Raw genomic sequence first — 21353 nt, 5'->3', positions numbered from 1 at the left:
GGTGTGGGTCTTGGGTCGGGCGAGAATACGCAAAGACTCAAGGTGCCACAAGCAATCGGCCAGATGCCTGAAATCAATCGCAATACGACTTTCGGTTAAAACGATTCAACCCGCAAACCCAGCATGTGCGGATCGCTCAGCGTCAGCTGCCAGCGTGCCCGCCCCGCTTCCTGGCGACGGCTGCGATCGACGATCCAGCCCCGCGCCTCGAGCTGGCGCCCGATCCATTGCTGCAGTGGCAGCTCAGCGAAGGCATCCACAAAGCGATTCGGCACATTGACCACCAGATCGCCGTCGAACTGCAGCCAGAGTCCGCCCCGGTTGCGTTCGACCCCCTGCAGGCGCCCCTGCACCACGGCGAAACCACTCTCCTGGATATGCGTGGCGGAAAGGGTGGGGTCCTTTTTCCAAACGCCGAGTCGCGCCTTGCGCGCCGCGCCTTCCGCCGCGACCTGACAGCCGGCCAGTCGGGTATTGGGCGCGATGGCCACCGCGTAGCCGAGCCCCTCGGCGATCAACTGGGCTTCGAGATTACGGCCCTGGCGGTCATAGAGATGGGCCAGGGTACGACCGTAGTGGTCGGTCGCCTCGCGACCCGGGACCAGGCGCAGGCGGTCGTCACTGGTGTCCACCAGCGCCTGCAGGCGTCGACGCGCATCCTCGGCATAGGGCTGCGCCGTGCCGCCGGACCTGCCCAACTCCGGTGCGTTGATGCCGATCAGGCGCACGGAGCGACCATCGACCAGGCGCAGGGTATCGCCGTCCACCACCTGCCGCACCTCGACCTCCTGGCCGCCCGGCAGCAAGGGGCACGCCGCGGCCAGGGCCAGCGGCGCAGTGGCCAGGGTAGAAACGAAAAAGGCGCCCCAGAGGGACGCCTTTTTCAGTGTCGAGCCATGCGGAGATGGTCGACGGCAGCGCATTACTTGCTGCTGCCGAACACGCCGAAGCGCTGCTTGAAGCGGTCGATACGGCCGCCAGCGTCCAGGACCTTCTGCTTGCCGGTGTAGAACGGGTGGCATTCGGAGCAGACGTCCAGGTGAATGTTCTTGCTCAGGGTCGAGCGGGTCTTGATGACGTTGCCACAGCTGCAGGTGGCTTCGATGGCATCGTACTGCGGATGGATATCAGCTTTCATGGAACTATCCTCGGGGTCTAGCTGTGCCGCCACCCGGCGCCATTGCCGGATACCGCACAGATTTGGGCTGCAAATCATACCAGAGCGGATAGGAGGCGCAAGCAGCCCCCTCACCGCCTGTCTGCTACCATCGGGCTTTACGTCTGCGAGCCCTGCCGTGCCTCTGATCCTGCGCCTGGCGCTGCCTTCCCCCCTGCGCCGCCTGTTCGACTATCTGCCGCCCAAGGGCGCGGTGGAGGAGCAGTTGCGCCCCGGCGTGCGACTGCGGGTGCCCTTCGGTCGCCGTGAGGTGGTCGGGGTGCTGATCGAGGTGGCCCAGGAAACCGAGGTGCCGCCGGACAAGCTGCGCAAGGCCCTGCAACTGCTCGACGAGCGCCCGCCGCTGCCCAGCGCCCTGTTCGAACTCTGCCAGTGGTCCGCCCAGTACTATCAGCACAGCCTCGGCGACACCCTGAGCTGGGCACTTCCTGCCCTTTTGCGTCAGGGGGAGCCGGCCGAGCGCCGGCTGCAGCGTTTCTGGATCGCCCAGCCCGATGCCCGCCCGGAAGATCCACGCCTGGCCCGGGCGCCGCGCCAGCGCGAAGCGCTCAAGACCCTGCGCCAGCATCCCCATGGGGTGCTGCACGAATTGCTCGGCCAGCTCGGCCTGGTCAAGGACAGTCTCGACCTCCTCCAGGCCAAGGGCTTGGTCAAGGTGGAGACTCGCTATCACCAGCCGACCCGGCACCAGGGCTCCTGGCTCGCCCAGGCCGAATTGCCGCTCAACGGCGAGCAGCGCCTGGCCTACGAAGCGGTCCGCGCCGGCAGCGGCTTCCACTGCTATCTGCTGGAAGGGGTGACCGGCAGCGGCAAGACCGAGGTCTATCTGCAGCTGATCCGCGCCACCCTGGAAGCGGGACGCCAGGCGCTGCTCTTGATTCCCGAGATCAACCTGGGCCCCCAGACCCTGGGCCGCTTCGAGCAGCGCTTCAATGCGCGCATCGCTCTGCTGCACTCGGCGCTGACCGATCGCGAGCGGATGGACATTTGGCTGGCCGCTCGCGATGGCGAACTGGATATCGTGGTGGGCACCCGCTCGGCGCTGTTCACCCCGCTCAAGCACCCCGGGCTGATCATCGTCGACGAAGAACACGACGCCTCCTATAAACAGCAGGAAGGCCTCAGGTACCACGCCCGTGACCTGGCCGTGGTCCGCGCACGCTTCGAGAATCTGCCGGTGGTGCTGGGCTCGGCCACCCCTTCGCTGGAGAGCCTGCACAACGCCGATCAGGGGCGCTATGCCCACCTGCGCCTGTCACTGCGCGCCGGCGGTGCCCAGCCGCCACGCTTCGAGCGCCTGGACGTACGCAGTCGCCCGCTCGACAGCGGTCTGTCCCAGCCACTGCTCAAGGCCATGGGCGCGACCCTGGAGCGCGGCCAGCAGGTGCTGGTGTTCCTCAATCGACGGGGCTTCGCCCCTACCCTGCTCTGCCACGACTGCGGTTGGCTGGCCCAGTGCCCGCGCTGCGATGCGCGCATGACCTACCACCGCGGCTCCGGTGAGCTGCGCTGCCATCACTGTGATCACCGCCAGGCGCCGCCGCGTCATTGCCCTTCCTGCGGCAAGCTCGACCTGCGCCCGGTGGGCGCTGGCACCGAGCGCGCCGAGGAACGCCTGCAGCTGCTCTTTCCAGACATCCCGGTGCTGCGCATCGACCGCGACACCACCGCGCGCAAGGACGCCCTGGGCAAGCTCTTGCGCACCATTCATAGCGGGGTGCCCTGCATCCTGGTCGGCACCCAGATGCTCGCCAAGGGGCACCACTTTCCCAAGGTGACCCTGGTGGCCGTGCTGGACGCCGACAGTGGGCTGTTTTCCGCCGACTTCCGCGCCAGTGAGCGCATGGCGCAGCAGATCGTCCAGGTCGCCGGGCGCGCCGGGCGTGCCGAGGAACCAGGCCAGGTGCTGATCCAGACCCACCTGGCTGATCATCCGCTGATGGTGCAACTGGCCGAGGAAGGCTATCCGGCCTTTGCCCGCCAGGCGCTGCAGGAGCGCCGCGCCGCCGGTCTGCCGCCCTTCGCCTATCTGGCGCTGCTGCGCGCCGATGCCCATCGCCAGGATCAGGTGGAGAATTTTCTCGAAGCGGCCTATCACGTCGCCGAAGGCCTGGCGGTCAATCTCGCCCTGCCCCAGGTGGAGTTGCTCGGCCCGGTACCGGCGCCCATGGAGCGGCGCGCCGGTCGCCATCGCGCCCAGCTGCTGCTGCAGAGCAGCAGCCGTGCGCCTCTGCACCGGCTGTTGGGCATCTGGGTCGTCCAGCTGGAAAGCCTGCCCGAAGCCCGCCAGGTGCGCTGGTCGCTGGACGTCGATCCCATCGATCTCTCCTAGTGGCATTGGCTTAGAGCCTGTTCAGCGTCTGCTGCGCGTCGGCCAAGCGGCGTTAGAAATGCCTTCGGAATGCTCATTTACCACTCGTAAACTCCGCTTCCTCAGGCATTTCCGCCTTGTTTGGCTCTAGCTCGCGAGACGTTGAACAGGCTCTTACCATTGGCAAGGCCGGGCTCGCCACGGATAATGCCGGGTTTTCATCGCAGTGCGCGCCCGGCGCACGCCGAAGGCCAATGACCATGAAAGACAGCATCCGCCAGCTCATCCAGCACGCCCTCGACCGCCTGATCGCCGACGGCACCCTGCCGGCCGACGTGGCGCCGGCCATCCAGGTCGAGAACACCAAGGACAAGAGCCACGGCGACTTCGCCAGCAACGTCGCCCTGCTGCTGGCCAAGCCGGCCCGCGCCAAGCCCCGTGACCTGGCCGAGAAGCTGCTGGCCGCCCTGCCCGCCGATCCGGCGGTGAGCAAGGTGGAGATCGCCGGCCCTGGCTTTCTCAACTTCTTCCAGAATCACGCGCAACTGGCCGCGCGGCTGGATGCGGCCTTCGCCGATCCGCAACTGGGCGTGCCCACGCACGACCCACGCCAGCGCGTGGTGGTGGACCTCTCCTCGCCGAACCTGGCCAAGGAGATGCACGTCGGCCACCTGAGATCCACCATCATCGGCGACGCCGTGGCGCGGGTGCTGGAATTTCTCGGCGACGAGGTGATCCGCCAGAACCACGTCGGCGACTGGGGTACCCAGTTCGGCATGCTGCTGGCCTACATGGAAGAACAGCCCCAGGCCGCCGAAGGCGAGCTGGCCGACCTGGAGGTCTTCTACCGCGCGGCCAAGGGCCGCTTCGACGCCTCGCCGGAGTTCGCCGCGCGGGCCCGCGAGCTGGTAGTGACGCTGCAGGCGGGCGATGCCCATTGCCTGCGTCTCTGGGAGCGCTTCAATGCCGTCTCCCTGTCCCACTGCCAGGAGGTCTACGATCGCCTCAACGTCCGTCTGACCCCGGCGGACGTCAAGGGCGAGAGCGCCTACAACGACGACCTCGCCCAGGTGGTCGCCGATCTGGAGGCCGCCGGACTGCTAACCGAAAGCGACGGCGCCCGTTGCGTCTTCCTCGACGAATTCAAGAACGCCGAGGGCAATCCGCTGCCGGTGATCGTACAGAAGGCCGGCGGTGGCTATCTCTATTCCACCACCGACCTGGCAGCCATGCGCTATCGCAGCCGCCAGCTGCAGGCCGATCGCGCGCTCTACTTCGTCGACCAGCGCCAGGCCCTGCACTTCCAGATGGCCTTCGAGGTCGCGCGCCGCGCCGGCTTCGTCGATCCGGCCATGCAACTCGAACACATGGGCTTCGGCACCATGAACGGCGCCGATGGCCGCCCCTTCAAGACCCGTGATGGCGGCACCGTCAAGCTGGTCGACCTGCTCGACGAAGCCGAAGAGCGTGCCTACCAACTGGTCAAGGAGCGCAATGCCGGACGCGCCGAGCGTGGCGAGACACCCTTCAGCGAAGACGAACTGCGCCACATCGGCCGCGTGGTGGGTATCGCCTCGGTCAAGTACGCCGACCTGTCCAAGCACCGCACCAGCGACTACAGCTTCAACTTCGAGCAGATGCTCAGCTTCGAGGGCAACACCGCGCCCTACCTGCTGTACGCCTACACCCGGGTCGCCAGCGTGCTGCGCAAGGCCGGGCAGAGCGAGCCCACCGGTCGCATCCTCCTGGACGCCCCGCAGGAGCAGGACCTGGGCGGCCGCCTGGCGCAATTCGGCGAGATCCTCGCCAGCGTCGCCGACAAGGGCACCCCGCACCTGCTGTGCAGCTACCTCTATGACTTGGCCGGGCTGTTCTCCAGCTTCTACGAGAACTGCCCGATCCTGACCGCCGAGGCCCCCGAGTTGCGCCAGAGCCGCCTGCGGCTGGCCGCGCTCACCGGACGCACCCTCAAGCAGGGCCTGGAACTGCTCGGTCTGCATACCCTGGAACGCATGTAAGAGACGGATCACCGCCTGATGGCCAAGAAAGCCCCACCCAAGCGCGGCGCCAGTCGCAATACCTCGGCTCCCAAGAAACAGCCCCTGCCCGGCTGGGTCTGGCTCGCGTCGGGTCTGGCCATCGGCGCCTTCGTCGTGTTCCTGATGAAGCTCGAACCGGGCAACAAAGCGGTGCAGCGCGCCAAGCCGGAAGAAGGCCGTCCGGCGGCCGCGGCGGGCAACGGCAAGGCGTCGACCGCTGCTGGCAAGACCGAAGGCACGCCGCCCACGCCGATCAAGCCCAAGTACGACTTCTATACCCTGCTGCCCGAATCCGAGGTGATCGTGCCGCCCGATGCCGTGCCGCGCACGCCGGCCGCCAAGCCGACCACCCCGGCCAAACCGGATGCCGCGGCGACCCCGGCGCAGCCCGGCCAGCCGACCACCGCGACGCCGAGCACGCCAGGTACCGCTCCGGGCCAGCCCGCTGCGACGCCGCCCAAGGAAGCCACCACCAAGGCCCAGCCGCCGGTGACCCTGTTCTTCCTCCAGGCCGGCTCCTTCCGTACCCAGGCCGATGCCGACCGCGTCCGCGCCCAAATCATCATGCTCGGCCAGGACGTGCGGGTGGAGTCGGGCAAGGTCAAGGACGACACCTGGTACCGAGTGCTGGTCGGTCCCTACAGCGATCGTGATCAGCTGACCCAGGCGCAGAAACAACTCGCCGGCAGCGGCTTCAAGAATCTGTTGCTGCAGCAACGCCGCGGTCACTGAAACCGGTCCACGGCCGGTTGCACGTCGGCCAGACGGAGTGAAAAGACCTCTGGAATGCCTATAACTCCGGGTCCTCAGGTTTTTTCGCCTGGTCTGGCGCTAGCTCGCCAGGCCGTGAACCGGCTCTCGCCCGGCGAATCCCCTCGCCGCGATGCTTGAAGGGCGCCGCGGCCATCCCCATATCTCCGCGTAACCGGGGCCGATGCCCCAAGCAACGCGGAGAGATTCCCTTGACCACCATCGTTTCTGTACGCCGCAACGGCAAGGTCGTGATCGGCGGCGACGGCCAGGTTTCCCTGGGCAACACCGTCATGAAAGGCAATGCCAAGAAAGTCCGGCGGCTGTACCGGGGCGAGGTGCTGGCCGGTTTCGCTGGCGGTACCGCCGACGCCTTCACCCTCTTCGAGCGCTTCGAGGCGCAACTCGAAAAGCACCAGGGTCATCTGGTCCGCGCCGCCGTCGAGCTGGCCAAGGACTGGCGCACCGACCGTGCCCTGCGCCGCCTGGAAGCCATGCTGGCGGTCGCCAACAAGGACGCCTCCCTGATCATCACCGGCAACGGCGACGTGGTGGAACCCGAAGAAGGCCTGATCGCCATGGGCTCCGGTGGCGCCTATGCCCAGGCCGCCGCCCGCGCCCTGCTCATGCATACCGACCTCAGTGCCCGCGAGATCGCCGAGACCTCCCTGAATATCGCCGGTGACATCTGCGTCTTCACCAACCGCAACCTGACCATCGAGGAGCTGGACGCGCCCCAGGCGTGATCCGGTTTAGAGACTGCCCATGTCCATGACCCCCCGCGAGATCGTCCACGAACTCAACCGCCACATCATCGGCCAGGACGACGCCAAGCGCGCCGTGGCCATCGCCCTGCGCAACCGCTGGCGGCGCATGCAACTGCCCGTCGAGTTGCGCCCCGAGGTCACCCCCAAGAACATCCTGATGATCGGCCCCACGGGTGTGGGCAAGACCGAGATCGCCCGGCGCCTGGCCAAGCTGGCCAACGCGCCCTTCCTCAAGGTGGAAGCCACCAAGTTCACCGAGGTCGGCTATGTCGGCCGCGACGTCGAGTCCATCATCCGTGACCTGGCCGATGCCGCGGTGAAGATGCTGCGTGAACAGGAAATGGTGCGTAACCGCCATCGCGCCGAAGATGCCGCCGAAGAGCGCATCCTCGATGCCCTGCTGCCGCCCGCGCGGCCTTCGGTGGGCTTCAGCAACGAACCCCAGCCGACCGCCACCGATAGCAACACCCGCCAGCTGTTCCGCAAGCGCCTGCGCGAAGGCCAGCTGGACGACAAGGAAATCGACATCGAGGTGGCCGACACCCCGGCCGGCGTCGAGATCATGACTCCGCCCGGCATGGAGGAGATGACCAGCCAGCTGCAGAATCTCTTCGCCGGCATGCACAAGGGCAAGACCAAGCAGCGCAAGCTCAAGGTCAAGGAAGCGCTCAAGCTGGTGCGCGATGAAGAAGCCGCGCGCCTGGTCAACGAAGAAGAGCTCAAGGGCCGCGCCCTGGAAGCCGTCGAGCAACACGGCATCGTCTTCATCGACGAGATCGATAAGGTCGCCAAGCGTGGCAACACCAGCGGTGCCGATGTCTCCCGCGAAGGCGTGCAGCGCGACCTGCTGCCGCTGATCGAAGGCTGCACCGTCAACACCAAGCTGGGCATGGTCAAGACCGACCATATCCTGTTCATCGCCTCGGGCGCCTTCCATCTGTCCAAGCCCAGCGACCTGGTCCCGGAGCTGCAGGGTCGTCTGCCGATTCGCGTCGAACTCAAGGCACTGACCCCGCAGGACTTCGAGCGCATCCTCACCGAGCCCCATGCCTCCCTCACCGAGCAGTATCGCGAACTGCTCAAGACCGAGGGGCTGCTGGTGGAATTCGCCGCCGACGGCATCACCCGCATCGCCGAGATCGCCTGGCAGGTCAACGAGAAGACCGAGAACATCGGTGCCCGCCGTCTGCATACCCTGCTGGAACGCCTGCTGGAGGAGGTGTCCTTCAGCGCCGCCGACCTCGCCGGTCAGCAGAATGGCGAACCCATCGTCATCGACGCGGCCTATGTGAACGGCCATCTGGGCGAACTGGCCCAGGACGAAGACCTGTCGCGCTATATACTGTGACGGCAGGCCTGATGCCTGGTTGATCGCGGCCATGGCTGCAACAGACCGTAGGTTGGGTTGAGACAGCTCTATCGTCGAAGCCCAACGTTGCCTGCGCCCTGAACCCATGGTGGGCTTCGCTGCGCTCAACCCGACCTACGGCGGTTGCTAAGAGCGGCCACATCGGCGGACCGTCAGGGCCGCGTTGGCCTCAAGCAAAGACTGAATCGCCGCCCAGAGAACCTCAGCATGCGTACCCCTACCGCCATCCAGCTCCACAAGGCCTCCAAGACCCTCAGCGTCAGCTATGGCGCGGAAACCTTCGAGCTGCCCGCCGAATTTCTGCGGGTGCATTCGCCTTCGGCCGAGGTCCAGGGACACGGCAACCCGGTATTGCAGTGGGGCAAGCAGCAGGTCGGCATCAGCGCCGTGGAACCGGCGGGGCGCTACGCCATCAAGCTGACCTTCGACGATGGCCACGACAGCGGCCTGTTCAGCTGGGACTATCTCTATGAACTGGGCAGTCGCCGCGACCAGCTCTGGGCCGAGTACCTGGAACAGCTGGCCCGCGCCGGCAAGACGCGGGATCCGCACGTCAGCGCGGTCAAGCTGATGCTCTAGCGCTGGCTCAGGCCGCCAGGGCCTTGTCCAGCTTGCGCTCGATTTCCTTTTCGATCTGGCCACTGAGCATCGAGAACATCATGCCCAGGGTCGCCAGTACCCGCACCCGGTCTTCACCGACCTCGATCCGCCCATCCACGCCGCTGCGCGTGAATGTCAGGTTATCGCCTTCCCAGGCGCAGGCCACCCCATAGTCGCGCGTGAGTTTTTCCGCCAGCTGGTCGGCTTTCTGGCGAGCGCCTTCCAGGCCGAGCGAATGGCTGCGTTCGATGGTGATCTGGGACATCGGGGAACTCCGGATAAGGGGCCCTGACTATAGCGAGGGCCCGCCACGTCGCCAATCGCGAGAACCGAGCGGTCAGCCCCCGTTTTAGCCGGGCATCCCGGGCGATCGGCCTGCTAGAATGCCCTCTTGTCCCTGTCCCAGGTGTAGCCCCATGAGCGATCCGCGCAAAGGCCCCGAGGCCGAATCCCAGACCCACTTCGGCTACCAGAGCGTTCCGGAGAGCCAGAAGGCTTACAAGGTCGCGGAGGTCTTCCATTCGGTGGCGGCCAAGTACGATGTGATGAACGACCTGATGTCGGCGGGCATCCACCGGCTGTGGAAGAGATTCACCATCGAACTGTCCGGCGTGCGCCGCGGCAACCGCGTACTGGACATCGCCGGCGGCACCGGCGACCTGACCAAGCAGTTCGCCCGTCTGGTCGGCCCCACCGGCGAGGTGGTCCTGGCCGACATCAACGATTCCATGCTCCGGGTCGGTCGTGATCGCCTGCTCGACGAAGGCGTCGCCAGCAATGTGCGCTTCGTCCAGGCGGATGCCGAGAAGCTACCCTTCCCCGACAACCATTTCGACTGCATCACCATCGCCTTCGGCCTGCGCAACGTCACCCACAAGGACCAGGCCCTGGCCTCGATGCTGCGCGTGCTCAAACCCGGTGGCCGGCTGCTGGTGCTGGAATTCTCCAAGCCCACCAACCCGCTGGTGTCCAAGGCCTATGACGCCTACTCCTTCGGCTTCCTGCCGCTGATGGGCAAGCTGGTGGCCGGTGACGCCGAAAGCTATCGCTACCTGGCCGAATCCATCCGCATGCACCCCGATCAGCAGACCCTCAAGGCCATGATGGAAGAGACCGGTTTCGCCCGGGTCACCTTCCACAACATGACCGGCGGCGTGGTCGCCCTGCATCGCGGCATCAAGCCCTGATGGCCCTCGTCACCCAGGCATTGCTGGCCGCACTGGAGCGTGGCCTGAATCCGCTGCTGGCGCTCGATCCGGTAGCGCTGCCGCGACTGGCCGGCCTGACCGGACGGGTGATCGCGGTCCAGACCCGGCAACCGGCGCTGCGCCTGTACATCCTGCCCGCGGGTGACGGCCTGCACTTCGCCGCCCATCACGAGGGCGACATCGACTGCACCCTGAGCGCTCCGGCGACGCGCCTCGCTGAACTGGCTCTGGCCCGCGACAAGCAGCGGGTACTGCACCAGACGGACGTGCGCCTGGAGGGCGACAGCGCCCTGCTGATCGAACTGTCCGACATCCTGCAGAAGCTGGAGCTGGACTGGCAGCACGAAGTCAGTCGCTGGCTCGGCCCGCTGCCAGCCGCACTCCTGGGTGATCTGGCCCGACGCAGCCAGGCACTCGGCGAACAGACGCGTGACAGTCTGCAGCTGACGCTGTCCAACTGGCTGAACGAGGAGAGTCGTCAGCTGGTCGGCCGCCTGGAAGGCGAGGCCCGCTTCGCCGAGATCGATGCCCTGCGCCTGGACGTGGATCGTCTCGACGCCCGCCTCGCCCGCCTGGGCACCGCCCGCACCGCCAGGGATAACCCCGACGAATGAAGCTGTTCGCTGCCCTCAACCGCCTGTTGCGGATCTTCTTCGTGGTGATCCGCTATCGGCTGGACGACATCGTCTACGCCCTGCCGCTGCCCTGGTACCTGCGCGCCACCCGCTACGTGCTGCCCTGGCGCTGGCTGCCGCGGCCGAGCAAGACCCTGCCGCGCGGTGCCCGCCTGCGCCTGGCGCTGGAAGGTCTGGGACCGGTGTTCGTCAAGTTCGGCCAGATCCTCTCCACCCGTCGCGATCTCATGCCCGAGGATATCGCCGACGAGCTGATGTTCCTGCAGGACAAGGTCCCGCCCTTTCCGCCGGAAAAGGCCGTGGCGCTCATCGAGTCCCAGCTTGGCGTACCCATCAAGCAGGCCTTCGCCCGCTTCGATCACCAGCCGCTGGCCTCGGCCTCGGTGGCCCAAGTCCATGCCGCCCAGCTGCGCACCGGCGAGGAAGTGGTGGTCAAGGTGGTGCGGCCCGGGTTGAAGAACATCATCAGCCAGGACATCGCCTGGCTGTTCCTGCTGGCGCGCACCGCTGAAAAGCTCTCCGCCGAAGCCCGCCGCCTGCATCCGATGGACGTGGTCAGCGACTACGAGAAGACCATCTACGACGAACTGGACCTCCTGCGCGAGGCGGCCAACTCCAGCCAGCTCAGACGCAATTTCGAGGGTTCCGAGCGCCTCTACGTGCCCCAGGTGTACTGGGACTGGTGCCGCGAGCGGGTGCTGGTCATGGAGCGCATCTACGGCATCCCGGTGACCGATCTGGCCGCCCTGCGCGACCAGGGCACGGACTTCAAGCTGCTGGCCGAGCGCGGCGTGGAGATCTTCTTCACCCAGGTGTTCCGCGACAGCTTCTTTCACGCCGACATGCACCCGGGCAACATCTTCGTCAGCACCGCCAAGCCCTGGGATCCGCTCTACATCGCCGTGGACTGCGGCATCATCGGCAGCCTGACCCCCGAGGACCAGGACTACCTGGCGCGCAACCTCTGGGCCTTCTTCCAGCGCGACTACCGCAAGGTCGCCCAGCTGCACATCGACTCCGGCTGGGTACCGGCCAACACCCAGGTCAACGAACTGGAAGCGGCCATCCGCACCGTTTGCGAGCCGATCTTCGAGAAGCCGCTCAAGGACATCTCCTTCGGCCAGCTGCTGCTGCGGCTGTTCCAGGTGGCGCGCCGTTTCAACATGGAGATCCAGCCACAGCTGGTGCTGCTGCAGAAGACCCTGCTCAACATCGAAGGGCTGGGGCGCCAGCTCTATCCGGACCTGGACCTCTGGTCCACCGCCAAGCCCTATTTGGAAAAGTGGATGCGCAAGCGGCTGAGTCCGCCGCAGGTCGCCCGCAACATCCAGCAGCAACTGGAACAGATCCCCCATCTGGCGCAGATGGCCCGCGATACCCTGGAACGCATCACCCAGCCGCATCGCAAGGATCCACCCAACCCCTGGGGCAGACGCAACGACGACTGGATCGTGCGGGTCATCGGCGCGGTCCTGCTGGTCGGTGCCGCCCAATTGGGCCTCGAACCCCAGCCCCATGCCTGGCCCGCCTGGGCCATGCTGGTCGGTGGCCTGGTTCTGGTGATCAGGCGCTGAACTCCTTAAGCTGTAACCGTCCTGTCATTTTTATCGGGCGAAATACACGCCCTCAGCCACTGGTGCCCTGCCGCTGTATTCGAGTTGCGTCTTGTGCGAGGCTGGTACCTTAATTCGTAGTATTGAATAGACCGATGAGCGACTGGTTAGACGAGATCCACTGGAACAGCGACGGCCTGGTACCGGCCATTGCCCAGGACCCCACCTCGGGGCGCATCCTGATGATGGCCTGGATGAACCGCGAGTCCCTGGCCCTGACCGCCGCCGAAGGCCGCGCGGTCTACTGGTCGCGTTCGCGCAATCGCCTCTGGCGCAAGGGCGAGGAATCCGGTCACGTGCAGCGCGTCATCGAATTGCGCCTGGATTGCGACGCCGATGTGGTGGTGCTGCAGGTGGAGCAACTGGGTGGCATCGCCTGCCACACCGGCCGGGAAAGCTGTTTCTATCGCGTGCTGCGCGATGGCCAATGGGTAACCGTCGACCCGGTGGTCAAGGATCCTCAAGCCATCTATGCCGGAGGGCACGGTCATGACTGACACCCTTGCGCGCCTGGCGCAGGTGCTGGAAGAACGCAAGCAGGCCGCTCCGGACTCCTCCTATGTGGCCAGCCTCTATCACAAGGGCCTGAACAAGATCCTGGAAAAGGTCGGCGAAGAAAGCGTCGAGACCATTCTCGCCGCCAAGGACGCCGCCATCAGTCAGCAGTACGACGACGTCATCTACGAGACCGCCGACCTCTGGTTCCACAGCCTGATCATGCTCTCGGCCCTTGGCCAGCATCCCCAGGCCGTGCTGGACGAACTGGATCGTCGTTTCGGCCTCTCCGGGCACGCCGAAAAGGCCGCCCGCACTCAATCCTGACCCCAAGCTTCGCAACGAGGAAAGACCATGGGTATCTTCGACTGGAAACACTGGATCGTCATCCTGCTCGTCGTGGTGATCGTCTTTGGCACCAAACGCCTGAAGCATCTGGGCTCCGACGTGGGCGAGGCCATCAAGGGCTTTCGCAAGGCCATGCACACCGACGAGGACGACAAGACCGAACAGCCGACGCCCACCACCAGCACGGCCAACCCCAACGCCCCTCTGAATCGCCCTCAGACCTTCGATGCCGAGCACCGCAAGGTCGAAGAGCCGGTGGTGCGCAAGGACTAAGGCCCACCCATGTTCGGAATCAGCTTTCCCGAAATGATGCTGGTGGGGTTCGTCGCCCTGCTGGTGCTGGGTCCGGAACGCCTGCCAGGCGCGGCGCGCACCGCAGGCTTGTGGATCGGTCGGCTGCGGCGCAGCTTCAACAGCATCCGCCAGGAAGTGGAGCGCGAGATCGGCGCTGACGAAATTCGCCAGCAGCTGCGCAACGAGCATATCCTGTCCATGGAACAGCGCGACAACCGGCCTAAGCCTGCCGCTTCCACCCCGGAAGCCCAGACGCCGCCCGCTGCCGCTGCTCCGCCCATGCCCCAGGACGTGGTTGCCGAACGCCCGCAGGATCCGCCCCAGACGCCACCAAGAGCACCATGAGCGACAAGCCTTCCGATCACGATGACCAGGAAATGCCCCTGGTCTCGCACCTCACCGAATTGCGCACCCGCATCCTCAGATGCGTGCTGGCGACCTTTCTGATCTTCCTCGGCCTGTTCTACTTCGCCCAGAAGATCTATGCCTTCGCCTCCGAGCCGATCCGCCGCGTCCTCCCCGAAGGCGCGACCATGATCTCCACGGACGTCACCTCCCCCTTCCTGGCGCCCTTCAAGCTGACCCTGGTGGTGTCGCTGTTCATCGCCATGCCGGTGATCCTGCACCAGGTCTGGGGCTTCGTCGCGCCCGGGCTCTATCGCCATGAGAAGAAGGTCGCCATCCCGCTACTGATCTCCAGCATCGTGCTGTTCTACGCCGGCATGGCCTTCGCCTACTTCCTGGTGTTCCCGATCATCTTCCACTTCTTCAGCAGCATCACGCCGGAAGGCGCCATGATGATGCCGGACCTGAACGCCTATCTGGATTTCATCCTGACGCTGTTCTTCGCCTTCGGCGTGGCCTTCGAGATTCCCGTGGCCACCGTGCTGCTGATCTGGATCGGCGTGGTCGACGTGGCCTACCTGAAGAAGATCCGTCCCTACGTCATCATCGGCTGTTTCGTGGTCGGCATGATCCTGACGCCGCCGGACGTCTTCTCCCAGACCATGCTGGCCGTGCCCATGTGGCTGCTGTTCGAGATCGGCCTGCTGTTCGGTCGCTTCGTGCAGAAGCGCGAGCGCCCACTGGCCGACGAAGACGCCAGCCCTGAAGCCCAGCCGCCCGCCGAACGCCCGTGAATCTGATCCTGCTCGAAGCGGCCGACTTCACGGCCGCCGACCGGGTCGTGTTGCGCGATCCGCGCCGTCTCGCTCACTTACGTGAGGTACACCAGGCAGTCGCAGGCGACCGGATGCGCGTGGGCCTACTGAATGGCCTGATGGGTTCCGGCCATATCGAATCCCTTGAGGCCACCCAGGCCAGCCTGCGGGTCGTTCTCGACCAGGCGCCACCGGCCAAGCTGCCCCTTACCCTGCTGCTCGCTCTGCCCCGCCCCAAGATGCTGCGCCGGGTGCTGCAGACCGTGTCCGCCATGGGCGTCGCGCGCCTGGTGCTGCTCAACAGCTACCGGGTGGAAAAGAGCTTCTGGCAGACCCCCTTTCTCGAACCTGCGGCCATCGAGGAGCAACTGCGCCTGGGGCTGGAGCAGGCGCGGGACACGGTGCTGCCGGAGGTGCTGATCGAAAAGAGATTCAAGCCCTTCGTCGAGGACCGCCTGCCCGCACTGGCAGCCGGCACCCGCGGCCTGGTCGGCCATCCGGGCAGTTATCTCGCCTGCCCACGCGCCCTCAGCGAGCCCGTGACGCTGGCGATCGGTCCCGAGGGTGGCTGGATTCCCTATGAGGTCGAGAAGCTGCAGGAAGCCGGCCTGGCGCCCGTGCAGCTCGGTGAGCGCATCCTGCGCGTCGAGAACGCCGTACCCGCCCTCCTTGCCCGCCTGTTCTAGCTCGATCACGGACAAAAAAGCCCCGGTGTCTCGCGACACCGGGGCTTTTTCATGCGCGGAGCGCCTCCTCAGGAGGCGGGCCGCGGGGTCAGGCTGGCTGGACTGGCCGCTGCATCCGCCGCCGAGTCACTGTGGGAGCGCGGTCGCAGGGTCGCATAGGCCTCGCGCCAGTTGCGATGCTCCTCGGCTTTCCAGACCTGCAGGTGCAGTTGCGCCATGCCGTCTGGATCGCTGAGCAGGCGCCATTGGTCGTCGCCCTTGGTCTTCTCCGGACCAGCGGCCAGGACCCGAGCCACCCGCTCTTCGCGCAGCCGGCGGGCCGGCTCCACCACCTTGCCGTGGCGACCGCGGGCCATGCCGATGGCCAGGGCATTGAGCACCGGATCGACAGTCGCGCGCAGGAAGCCCTTGGTCAGGGCGTTGCGGTTGTTCAGGTGCAGATACTCGTCGGTCGCCACCAGCTCGCGCGGCGGAGCGTACTCTTCCGGGATCAGGAACAGGTGATGCCGGCGACTGCCCAGCCCCAGGTTGGTACGGCTGGAAATCACCGACACCGGCGCCGACAGGATCAGCGACACCACGATGGGCGACAGCCACCAGAGGAAACGCGGATCCAGCCAGGCCACGCCGGCGGTCCAGATCAGACCGAGCAGCATCTGCGAACCATGACGGCGGAAGGCTTCGCTCCAGGGCGTGTCGTTGTCGTCACGCTGAGGCGAATTCCACTGCACCGACCAGCCGAGGAAGGCGGCGGTCACGAACACCGTGTGGAACAGCATCCGCACCGGTGCCAGCAGCACCGAGAAGAGCATTTCCAGCATCATGGAGAGGAACAGCCGCAGTCCCCCGCCGAATTCCTTGGCGCCCTTGGCGATGATCAGCACCACGCTGAGCAGCTTGGGCAGGAACAGCAGGATCAGGGTGGTGGAGAACAGCGCGATGGCCTGCTCCGGATGCCACTGGGGCCAGACCGGGAACAGCTGCCGTGGCTGGAAGAAGTACTGGGGCTCCAGCAGCTTGTGGATCGCCAGCAGCGCCGTGGACAGCACCAGGAAGAGGAACCACAGCGGCGCCGACAGGTAGGACATCACCCCGGTCAGGAACACCGCACGGTGCACCGGGTGCATGCCCTTGACCAGGAACAGCCGGAAGTTCATCAGATTGCCATGGCACCAGCGGCGGTCGCGCTTGAGTTCGTCCAGCAGGTTGGGCGGCAACTCTTCGTAGCTGCCCGGCAGGTCGTAGGCGATCCACACGCCCCAGCCGGAACGGCGCATCAGCGCGGCTTCGACGAAGTCGTGGGAGAGAATCGCGCCGGCGAAGGAGCCCGTGCCCGGCAGCGGAGCCAGGGCGCAATGGTCGATGAACGGCTTGACCCGGATTATCGCGTTGTGACCCCAGTAGTGGGACTCACCCAGCTGCCAGAAATGCAGGCCGGCGGTGAACAGCGGTCCGTACACCCGGGTGGCGAACTGCTGCAGGCGCGCGTACAGGGTATCCATGCCGGACGCCTTGGGCGCGGTCTGGATGATGCCGGCACGGGGATTGGCTTCCATCAGCCGGACCAGACTGGCCAGGCACTCGCCGCTCATCACGCTGTCGGCGTCGAGCACCACCATGTACTTGTACTGGCTGCCCCAGCGACGGCAGAAGTCGTCGATGTTGCCGCTCTTGCGCTTCACCCGACGCCGACGGCGGCGATAGAAGATGTGGCCGAAGCCACCGACCTCGCGGCACAGCTCCAGCCAGGCCTTCTCTTCGGCCACGCACTTGTCCGGATCGTTGCTGTCGCTGAGGATGAAGAAGTCGAAGTGCTCCAGCTCGCCACTGGCACGGACCGACTCGTAGGTGGCTCTCAGACCGGCGAAGACCCGCGGAACGTCCTCGTTGGCGATGGGCATCACCAGGGCGGTACGTGACTGGGGATTGATCGGCTCGGTCCCGGTGGAGCTGGCCGAGATGCTGTACTTGTCGCGCCCGCTGAGCAGTTGCCAGAAGCCCATCAGGGCGGTCCAGAAACCGGCGGACACCCAGCAGAACAGCAAGGCGAAGAGCAGCAGGATGCTGGTCTGCACCACATAGGGCAGCACCTGGCGAATGGATTCGCCCCAGCCCTGACTGTAGATCTCGCTGAGATCGACCAGCGCCCAGCCCTGATAGGGCAGCACGGCCTTCATGTACCAGGTGGCGATGCCGGTCTGTACCAGCATCAGGATCAACAGGATGAAGCGCCGGAAGGACCCTACCTTGCGCCAGTGCGCATGGGCGTCGGCTTCCGGATCGGGTTGCCAGCGACTGTGGTCCTTGCGGCCGAGCAGGCGCTTCCAACTCCGCGCCACGGGATTGGTGCGCCAGGGATCGGGCACCATCATGGAGCGGGTCATGGGCGGGGTGGCCTTGATGAACACCCGACCCTGGGCATCGCTGCCCAGCAGCTCGCCATCGTCCAGGGTGTCGTCCCAACCGGCAGCCAGGCGTGCCTCAGTGGAAGCGATCACCGCGTCGGCGCCCTGGGCACCCTCGCCGCGGGCACCGGCCAGTTGCCGGTGCAGCGACTCGACGTCAGCGGTCTGGTCCAGCACCTGCCGTTGCCCGGCGGGCAACGGCAGGTGTTCGAGGTAGTCGCCAGCAGCGGCGACCGAGGTATCGCGGGTGGTGTTATTCATTGGCAGGTAGCTGGTAAGTCCAGGTTTCGCTGAGCGGTTTGTCACCCTGGGCGAGGTTGGCGCGCATTTCCACCGGCTTGGTCTGATCCTTGACCTTGAGTCTCAGGGTCAGGCGATAGCCTTTGGTAACCGGGTTGTAGCGCACAGAGTTCTCGACCAGTTCACCGTTGGCGTCCAGGCTGACCTGGGAGCCGACCTGCGAATCCTCGGGCAGATCGTCGAGATTCGGCCCTTCGAAGTCGATGATATAGGCCAGGCTGCCATCGGTCTGGCGCACCAGGTTGGATTGACGCACGTCGCCGGTGGACAGGCGGGTCTGGGCGACCCAGGCCAGGTCCTTGGTGTGCAGGTTGGGTTCGTCGGTGGTGAAGTGCAGGCGATAGCTGACATCGATCGGCTGGCCCTTCTCCGGCAGGGTGTCCGGCGTCCAGAAGGCCACGATGTTGTCGTTGGTCTCGTCCGGGGTGGGGATTTCCACCAGCTCGACGTGCCCCTTGCCCCAGTCGCCCTTGGGCTCTACCCAGCCGCTGGGACGCTTGTCATAACGCTCGTCCAGGTCCTGGTACTTGTAGAACTCGTGACCCCGCTGCAGCAGACCGAAACCGCGCGGATTCTCGATGGTGTAGGTGCTGACCGACAGCCGGCGCGGATTGTTCAGCGGGCGCCACAGCCACTCGCCGTTGCCGGCATGGATGGCCAGGCCGTTGGAGTCGTGCAGGGCCGGACGATAGTTGACCTGGGCGCTCGGCTGGTTGGGGCCGAACAGGTACATGCTGGTCAGCGGCGCGATGCCGAGCTTGTTGACGTTGTCGCGCAGGAACACCTTGGCTTCGACGTCGACGGTGCTGTCCTTGCCAGGCGTCAGCACGAAGCGATAGGCACCGGTGGCCCGCGGCGAATCGAGCAGTGCATAGATCACCAGGTTGCGACGATCCGACTGGGGCTGTTCGACCCAGAACTCGGTGAAGCGCGGGAATTCCTCGCCGGACGGCAGGGCGGTGTCGATGGCCAGACCACGAGCGGACAGGCCATAGACCTGGTTCTTGCCGATCACGCGGAAATAGCTGGCGCCGAGCATGGTCATCAGCTCGTCATGCTTGTCCGCCTTGTTCAGCGGATAGAGCACCTTGAATCCGGCGAAGCCGAGATCCTTGAGCTGGGCCTGATCGATCTGCAGATTGCCGAAGTTGAACATCGAGGGATCGTATTTAATCTCTTCGACGTTGTTGGCGGTGACCTCGTTGATCTTCACCGGCACGCTGTAGTGCATGCCCTCGTGATAGAAATTCAGCCGGAAGGGCGTCTTGGCATCCTTCCAGTAGGCCTTGTCCTGATTGAAGGTGATCTGCTGATAATCGGCATACTTCATGCCGCTGAAGGATGCGGGCAGGTTGCTCTTGGGCGCGACGAATTTCTGGCCGGAGAGTTCTTTGGCTTTGGCGGCCACGTCGTCCAGGCTGAAGGCCAGGGCCTGGGCACTGAAGAGACCCAGTGCAACGGAGAGCCCGATCAGGGCGAAGCCCTGCTTGCCCGGCTTAACTTTGGAATGAGATAACACGCAGCCTCCTAAATCAGCGTACGAATACGTTCGGCGACCGGTGGTCGCGAAACGGATAGGCAGAGGTCCGACTCCCGCAAGGGTCAATGATTCCCCAGTTGGACGACCGTTCAAACTCGAACTGCGCAATCATAGACACTTGGCAGGGCGCTGTAAGGGGCGCCCTCACTAAATCGACAATAAAAATGTCACCGGTCCGTCGTTGACCAGGGAAACCTGCATATCGGCGCCGAAACGACCGGTCTGGACCTCGGGATGCAGGTCACGGGCGAGGCTCACCAGGTGATCGAACAGCCGTTCGCCCTGAGCCGGCGGTGCGGCGGTGGAAAAGCTCGGCCGCCGCCCGCTGCGGGTATCGGCGGCCAGGGTGAACTGCGAGACCAGCAGCAGCCCGCCGCCGACGTCCTGCAGGGACAGATTCATGCGCTGCTCGCTGTCGGCGAACACCCGGTATTCCAGCAGCCGCCTGAGCATCCGGCCACAGGCCGCTTCATCATCCGCGGGTTCGATGCCGACGAAGACCAGTAGCCCCGGGCCTATGGCGCCGACCGTATCCCCCGCCACCTCGACGCTGGCGCGAGCGACCCGTTGCAGCAACGCCTTCACTCGGCCTCCCGGGGCAGATCGAGCAGCTGGCGGGCGATCTGGTCGGTGGCCCGCACCAGGGCGTCACAGATACCGGGTTCGCTGGCCGCATGGCCGGCATCGCGGATGATCTGCAATTCGCTGCCGGGCCAGGCATGGTGCAGAGCCCAGGCATTGTCCAGGGGGCAGACCATGTCATAGCGGCCGTGCACGATCACCGCCGGAATATGGGCGATCCTGGGCATGTCGCGCAGGAGCTGGTCGGGCTCGAGAAAGGCGTCGTTGACGAAGTAGTGGCATTCGATACGGGCGATGGCCAGCGCGTGCTCGCTGAATTTCTCCAGCACATCGGGATTGGGCCTCAGGGTCACGGTGCGGCCTTCCCAGCACGACCAGGCGCGCGCGGCGGACATCTGCGCCAGCTCGTCCGGACCAGTCAGCCGCCGGTAGTAGGCCTGAATGAGATTGCCGCGCTCTTCCTCGGCGATGGGGTGCAGATAGTCCTGCCAGAAATCCGGAAAGAGCCGGCTGGCGCCATCCTGGTAGAACCAGTGCAGATCCACCGGGCGACAGAGAAAGATGCCGCGCAGGATCATGGCGCGGACCCGCTCGGGATGGCGCTGGGCATAGGCCAGCGCCAGGGTCGATCCCCAGGAGCCGCCGAACAGTACCCATTGCTCGATGCCCAGGTGCTCGCGCAGGCGCTCGATGTCCTCGACCAGGTGCCAGGTGGTGTTGTTCTCCAGGCTGGCATAGGGCGTGGAGCGACCGCAGCCGCGCTGATCGAAGGTGACGATGCGGTAGAGATTGGGATCGAAGAAACGCCGGCTCAGGCGATCGCATCCGGAGCCGGGTCCGCCGTGGATAAACAGCACCGGCAGACCGTCGGGCGAGCCGCTCTCATCGACATAGAGCACATGGGGGGCTTCGACGGCCAGCTCGTGGCGGGCGTAAGGCTTGATTTCCGGGTACAGATTCAGCATGTCGCGCTCCGCGGGGCAGGGTCGGCCCCTTCATCATAGACCTGCACCTTACCGGGTTTCCACGCTGCCCGGGCTTGCCTCGCGTCCAGCGGCACCCGCACCATCGACG

Annotated in this window: 22 protein-coding genes; 15 read left to right on the top strand and 7 right to left on the bottom strand. The window is 65.6% G+C overall.

The features are described from left to right. Positions 1–95: 95 nt before the first annotated feature. Both LRS53_RS18505 and rpmE read right to left on the bottom strand, forming a co-directional pair. Entirely contained in the window at positions 96–923 is an 828-nt protein-coding gene (locus LRS53_RS18505; RefSeq protein WP_231356898.1) for a thermonuclease family protein, read from the bottom strand. Then, entirely contained in the window at positions 923–1138 is a 216-nt protein-coding gene (rpmE, locus tag LRS53_RS18500) for a 50S ribosomal protein L31 (protein WP_007161618.1), read from the bottom strand. Before rpmE ends, LRS53_RS18505 begins: the two co-directional genes overlap by 1 nt. A gap of 157 nt (positions 1139–1295) precedes the next feature. On the opposite strand from rpmE, the gene LRS53_RS18495 reads away from it, so the two are divergent. The 6 genes from LRS53_RS18495 (at position 1296) to LRS53_RS18470 (ending at position 8992) form a co-directional block, all read left to right on the top strand. Next, positions 1296–3509 carry a primosomal protein N' gene (locus LRS53_RS18495; RefSeq protein WP_231356897.1) on the top strand — a complete coding sequence of 738 codons (2214 nt, stop codon included), beginning with the start codon at positions 1296–1298 and terminating at the stop codon, positions 3507–3509. Positions 3510–3748: 239 nt separating this feature from the next. Then, positions 3749–5506 (top strand): arginine--tRNA ligase, encoded by a 1758-nt coding sequence (gene argS, locus LRS53_RS18490; protein WP_231356896.1) that lies wholly within the window; start codon positions 3749–3751, stop codon positions 5504–5506. Positions 5507–5521: 15 nt separating this feature from the next. Then, positions 5522–6259: an SPOR domain-containing protein gene (locus LRS53_RS18485; protein WP_231357086.1), complete on the top strand. Its 738-nt coding sequence runs from the start codon at positions 5522–5524 to the stop codon at positions 6257–6259. 230 nt (positions 6260–6489) lie between these two features. Beyond that, on the top strand, positions 6490–7023 hold the full coding sequence (gene hslV, locus LRS53_RS18480; protein ID WP_017641034.1) for an ATP-dependent protease subunit HslV: 534 nt from the start codon (positions 6490–6492) through the stop codon (positions 7021–7023). Positions 7024–7042: 19 nt separating this feature from the next. Further along, positions 7043–8392, top strand: coding sequence for an ATP-dependent protease ATPase subunit HslU (gene hslU, locus LRS53_RS18475; RefSeq protein ID WP_064309272.1), 1350 nt, complete (start codon positions 7043–7045; stop codon positions 8390–8392). 228 nt (positions 8393–8620) lie between these two features. Then, positions 8621–8992: a gamma-butyrobetaine hydroxylase-like domain-containing protein gene (locus LRS53_RS18470; RefSeq protein ID WP_231356895.1), complete on the top strand. Its 372-nt coding sequence runs from the start codon at positions 8621–8623 to the stop codon at positions 8990–8992. Between the two features lie 7 nt (positions 8993–8999). Here the strand turns inward: LRS53_RS18470 and LRS53_RS18465 are convergent, their stop codons facing one another. Continuing rightward, positions 9000–9278 (bottom strand): polyhydroxyalkanoic acid system family protein, encoded by a 279-nt coding sequence (locus LRS53_RS18465; RefSeq protein ID WP_231356894.1) that lies wholly within the window; start codon positions 9276–9278, stop codon positions 9000–9002. A 151-nt stretch (positions 9279–9429) separates the two neighbouring features. On the opposite strand from LRS53_RS18465, the gene ubiE reads away from it, so the two are divergent. The 9 genes from ubiE to LRS53_RS18420 all read left to right on the top strand — a co-directional run bounded on the left by ubiE (position 9430) and on the right by LRS53_RS18420 (position 15452). Beyond that, on the top strand, positions 9430–10200 hold the full coding sequence (gene ubiE, locus LRS53_RS18460; RefSeq protein ID WP_017641038.1) for a bifunctional demethylmenaquinone methyltransferase/2-methoxy-6-polyprenyl-1,4-benzoquinol methylase UbiE: 771 nt from the start codon (positions 9430–9432) through the stop codon (positions 10198–10200). Further along, the gene (locus LRS53_RS18455) at positions 10200–10835 is read left to right on the top strand and encodes a ubiquinone biosynthesis accessory factor UbiJ (protein WP_231356893.1); all 636 of its coding nucleotides are present in this window, start codon (positions 10200–10202) and stop codon (positions 10833–10835) included. Before ubiE ends, LRS53_RS18455 begins: the two co-directional genes overlap by 1 nt. Then, positions 10832–12430: a ubiquinone biosynthesis regulatory protein kinase UbiB gene (gene ubiB, locus LRS53_RS18450; protein WP_017641040.1), complete on the top strand. Its 1599-nt coding sequence runs from the start codon at positions 10832–10834 to the stop codon at positions 12428–12430. The genes LRS53_RS18455 and ubiB overlap by 4 nt, the downstream gene beginning before the upstream one ends. A 134-nt stretch (positions 12431–12564) precedes the next feature. Then, positions 12565–12966, top strand: a complete 402-nt coding sequence (hisI, locus tag LRS53_RS18445; protein WP_231356892.1) for a phosphoribosyl-AMP cyclohydrolase — start codon at positions 12565–12567, stop codon at positions 12964–12966. Next, positions 12959–13291 carry a phosphoribosyl-ATP diphosphatase gene (locus LRS53_RS18440; RefSeq protein ID WP_007161606.1) on the top strand — a complete coding sequence of 111 codons (333 nt, stop codon included), beginning with the start codon at positions 12959–12961 and terminating at the stop codon, positions 13289–13291. Before hisI ends, LRS53_RS18440 begins: the two co-directional genes overlap by 8 nt. A 27-nt stretch (positions 13292–13318) precedes the next feature. Then, complete coding sequence (locus LRS53_RS18435) at positions 13319–13585, top strand: twin-arginine translocase TatA/TatE family subunit (protein WP_231356891.1); 267 nt, start codon at positions 13319–13321, stop codon at positions 13583–13585. A 9-nt stretch (positions 13586–13594) separates the two neighbouring features. Further along, positions 13595–13951 (top strand): Sec-independent protein translocase protein TatB, encoded by a 357-nt coding sequence (gene tatB / locus LRS53_RS18430; protein WP_093254239.1) that lies wholly within the window; start codon positions 13595–13597, stop codon positions 13949–13951. Beyond that, positions 13948–14745 carry a twin-arginine translocase subunit TatC gene (gene tatC, locus LRS53_RS18425; RefSeq protein ID WP_093254243.1) on the top strand — a complete coding sequence of 266 codons (798 nt, stop codon included), beginning with the start codon at positions 13948–13950 and terminating at the stop codon, positions 14743–14745. The genes tatB and tatC overlap by 4 nt, the downstream gene beginning before the upstream one ends. Then, entirely contained in the window at positions 14742–15452 is a 711-nt protein-coding gene (locus LRS53_RS18420) for a 16S rRNA (uracil(1498)-N(3))-methyltransferase (RefSeq protein WP_231356890.1), read from the top strand. The genes tatC and LRS53_RS18420 overlap by 4 nt, the downstream gene beginning before the upstream one ends. 68 nt (positions 15453–15520) lie before the next feature. Here LRS53_RS18420 and mdoH read toward each other — a convergent pair whose 3' ends face one another. The 4 genes from mdoH to pip form a co-directional block, all read right to left on the bottom strand. Beyond that, positions 15521–18118 carry a glucans biosynthesis glucosyltransferase MdoH gene (gene mdoH / locus LRS53_RS18415; RefSeq protein WP_231356889.1) on the bottom strand — a complete coding sequence of 866 codons (2598 nt, stop codon included), beginning with the start codon at positions 18116–18118 and terminating at the stop codon, positions 15521–15523. Next, entirely contained in the window at positions 18111–19631 is a 1521-nt protein-coding gene (locus tag LRS53_RS18410; RefSeq protein WP_178121676.1) for a glucan biosynthesis protein G, read from the bottom strand. Before LRS53_RS18410 ends, mdoH begins: the two co-directional genes overlap by 8 nt. A gap of 213 nt (positions 19632–19844) precedes the next feature. Next, the gene (dtd, locus tag LRS53_RS18405) at positions 19845–20282 is read right to left on the bottom strand and encodes a D-aminoacyl-tRNA deacylase (protein ID WP_231356888.1); all 438 of its coding nucleotides are present in this window, start codon (positions 20280–20282) and stop codon (positions 19845–19847) included. Further along, a complete protein-coding gene (gene pip / locus LRS53_RS18400; protein WP_231356887.1) occupies positions 20279–21244 on the bottom strand; it encodes a prolyl aminopeptidase in 966 nt (321 codons plus the stop codon). Before pip ends, dtd begins: the two co-directional genes overlap by 4 nt. Positions 21245–21353 lie beyond the last annotated feature (109 nt).

This window comes from Pseudomonas sp. PLB05, from assembly GCF_021106615.1.
GTDB classification, from domain to species: Bacteria; Pseudomonadota; Gammaproteobacteria; order Pseudomonadales; family Pseudomonadaceae; genus Chryseomonas; species Chryseomonas benzopyrenica.
Note: the sequence above shows the minus strand (reverse complement) of the source record. Positions and strands in the feature narration are given on the sequence as shown.

Coding starts and splice junctions, on each gene's coding strand:
- pip (WP_231356887.1), bottom strand. CDS start 21,244: ATGCTGAATCTGTACCCGGAAATCAAGCCTTACGCCCGCCACGAGCTG.
- tatB (WP_093254239.1), top strand. CDS start 13,595: ATGTTCGGAATCAGCTTTCCCGAAATGATGCTGGTGGGGTTCGTCGCC.
- mdoH (WP_231356889.1), bottom strand. CDS start 18,118: ATGAATAACACCACCCGCGATACCTCGGTCGCCGCTGCTGGCGACTAC.
- rpmE (WP_007161618.1), bottom strand. CDS start 1,138: ATGAAAGCTGATATCCATCCGCAGTACGATGCCATCGAAGCCACCTGC.
- ubiB (WP_017641040.1), top strand. CDS start 10,832: ATGAAGCTGTTCGCTGCCCTCAACCGCCTGTTGCGGATCTTCTTCGTG.
- hslU (WP_064309272.1), top strand. CDS start 7,043: ATGTCCATGACCCCCCGCGAGATCGTCCACGAACTCAACCGCCACATC.
- LRS53_RS18440 (WP_007161606.1), top strand. CDS start 12,959: ATGACTGACACCCTTGCGCGCCTGGCGCAGGTGCTGGAAGAACGCAAG.
- LRS53_RS18435 (WP_231356891.1), top strand. CDS start 13,319: ATGGGTATCTTCGACTGGAAACACTGGATCGTCATCCTGCTCGTCGTG.
- LRS53_RS18465 (WP_231356894.1), bottom strand. CDS start 9,278: ATGTCCCAGATCACCATCGAACGCAGCCATTCGCTCGGCCTGGAAGGC.
- LRS53_RS18505 (WP_231356898.1), bottom strand. CDS start 923: ATGCGCTGCCGTCGACCATCTCCGCATGGCTCGACACTGAAAAAGGCG.
- ubiE (WP_017641038.1), top strand. CDS start 9,430: ATGAGCGATCCGCGCAAAGGCCCCGAGGCCGAATCCCAGACCCACTTC.
- hisI (WP_231356892.1), top strand. CDS start 12,565: ATGAGCGACTGGTTAGACGAGATCCACTGGAACAGCGACGGCCTGGTA.
- LRS53_RS18470 (WP_231356895.1), top strand. CDS start 8,621: ATGCGTACCCCTACCGCCATCCAGCTCCACAAGGCCTCCAAGACCCTC.
- LRS53_RS18455 (WP_231356893.1), top strand. CDS start 10,200: ATGGCCCTCGTCACCCAGGCATTGCTGGCCGCACTGGAGCGTGGCCTG.
- argS (WP_231356896.1), top strand. CDS start 3,749: ATGAAAGACAGCATCCGCCAGCTCATCCAGCACGCCCTCGACCGCCTG.
- tatC (WP_093254243.1), top strand. CDS start 13,948: ATGAGCGACAAGCCTTCCGATCACGATGACCAGGAAATGCCCCTGGTC.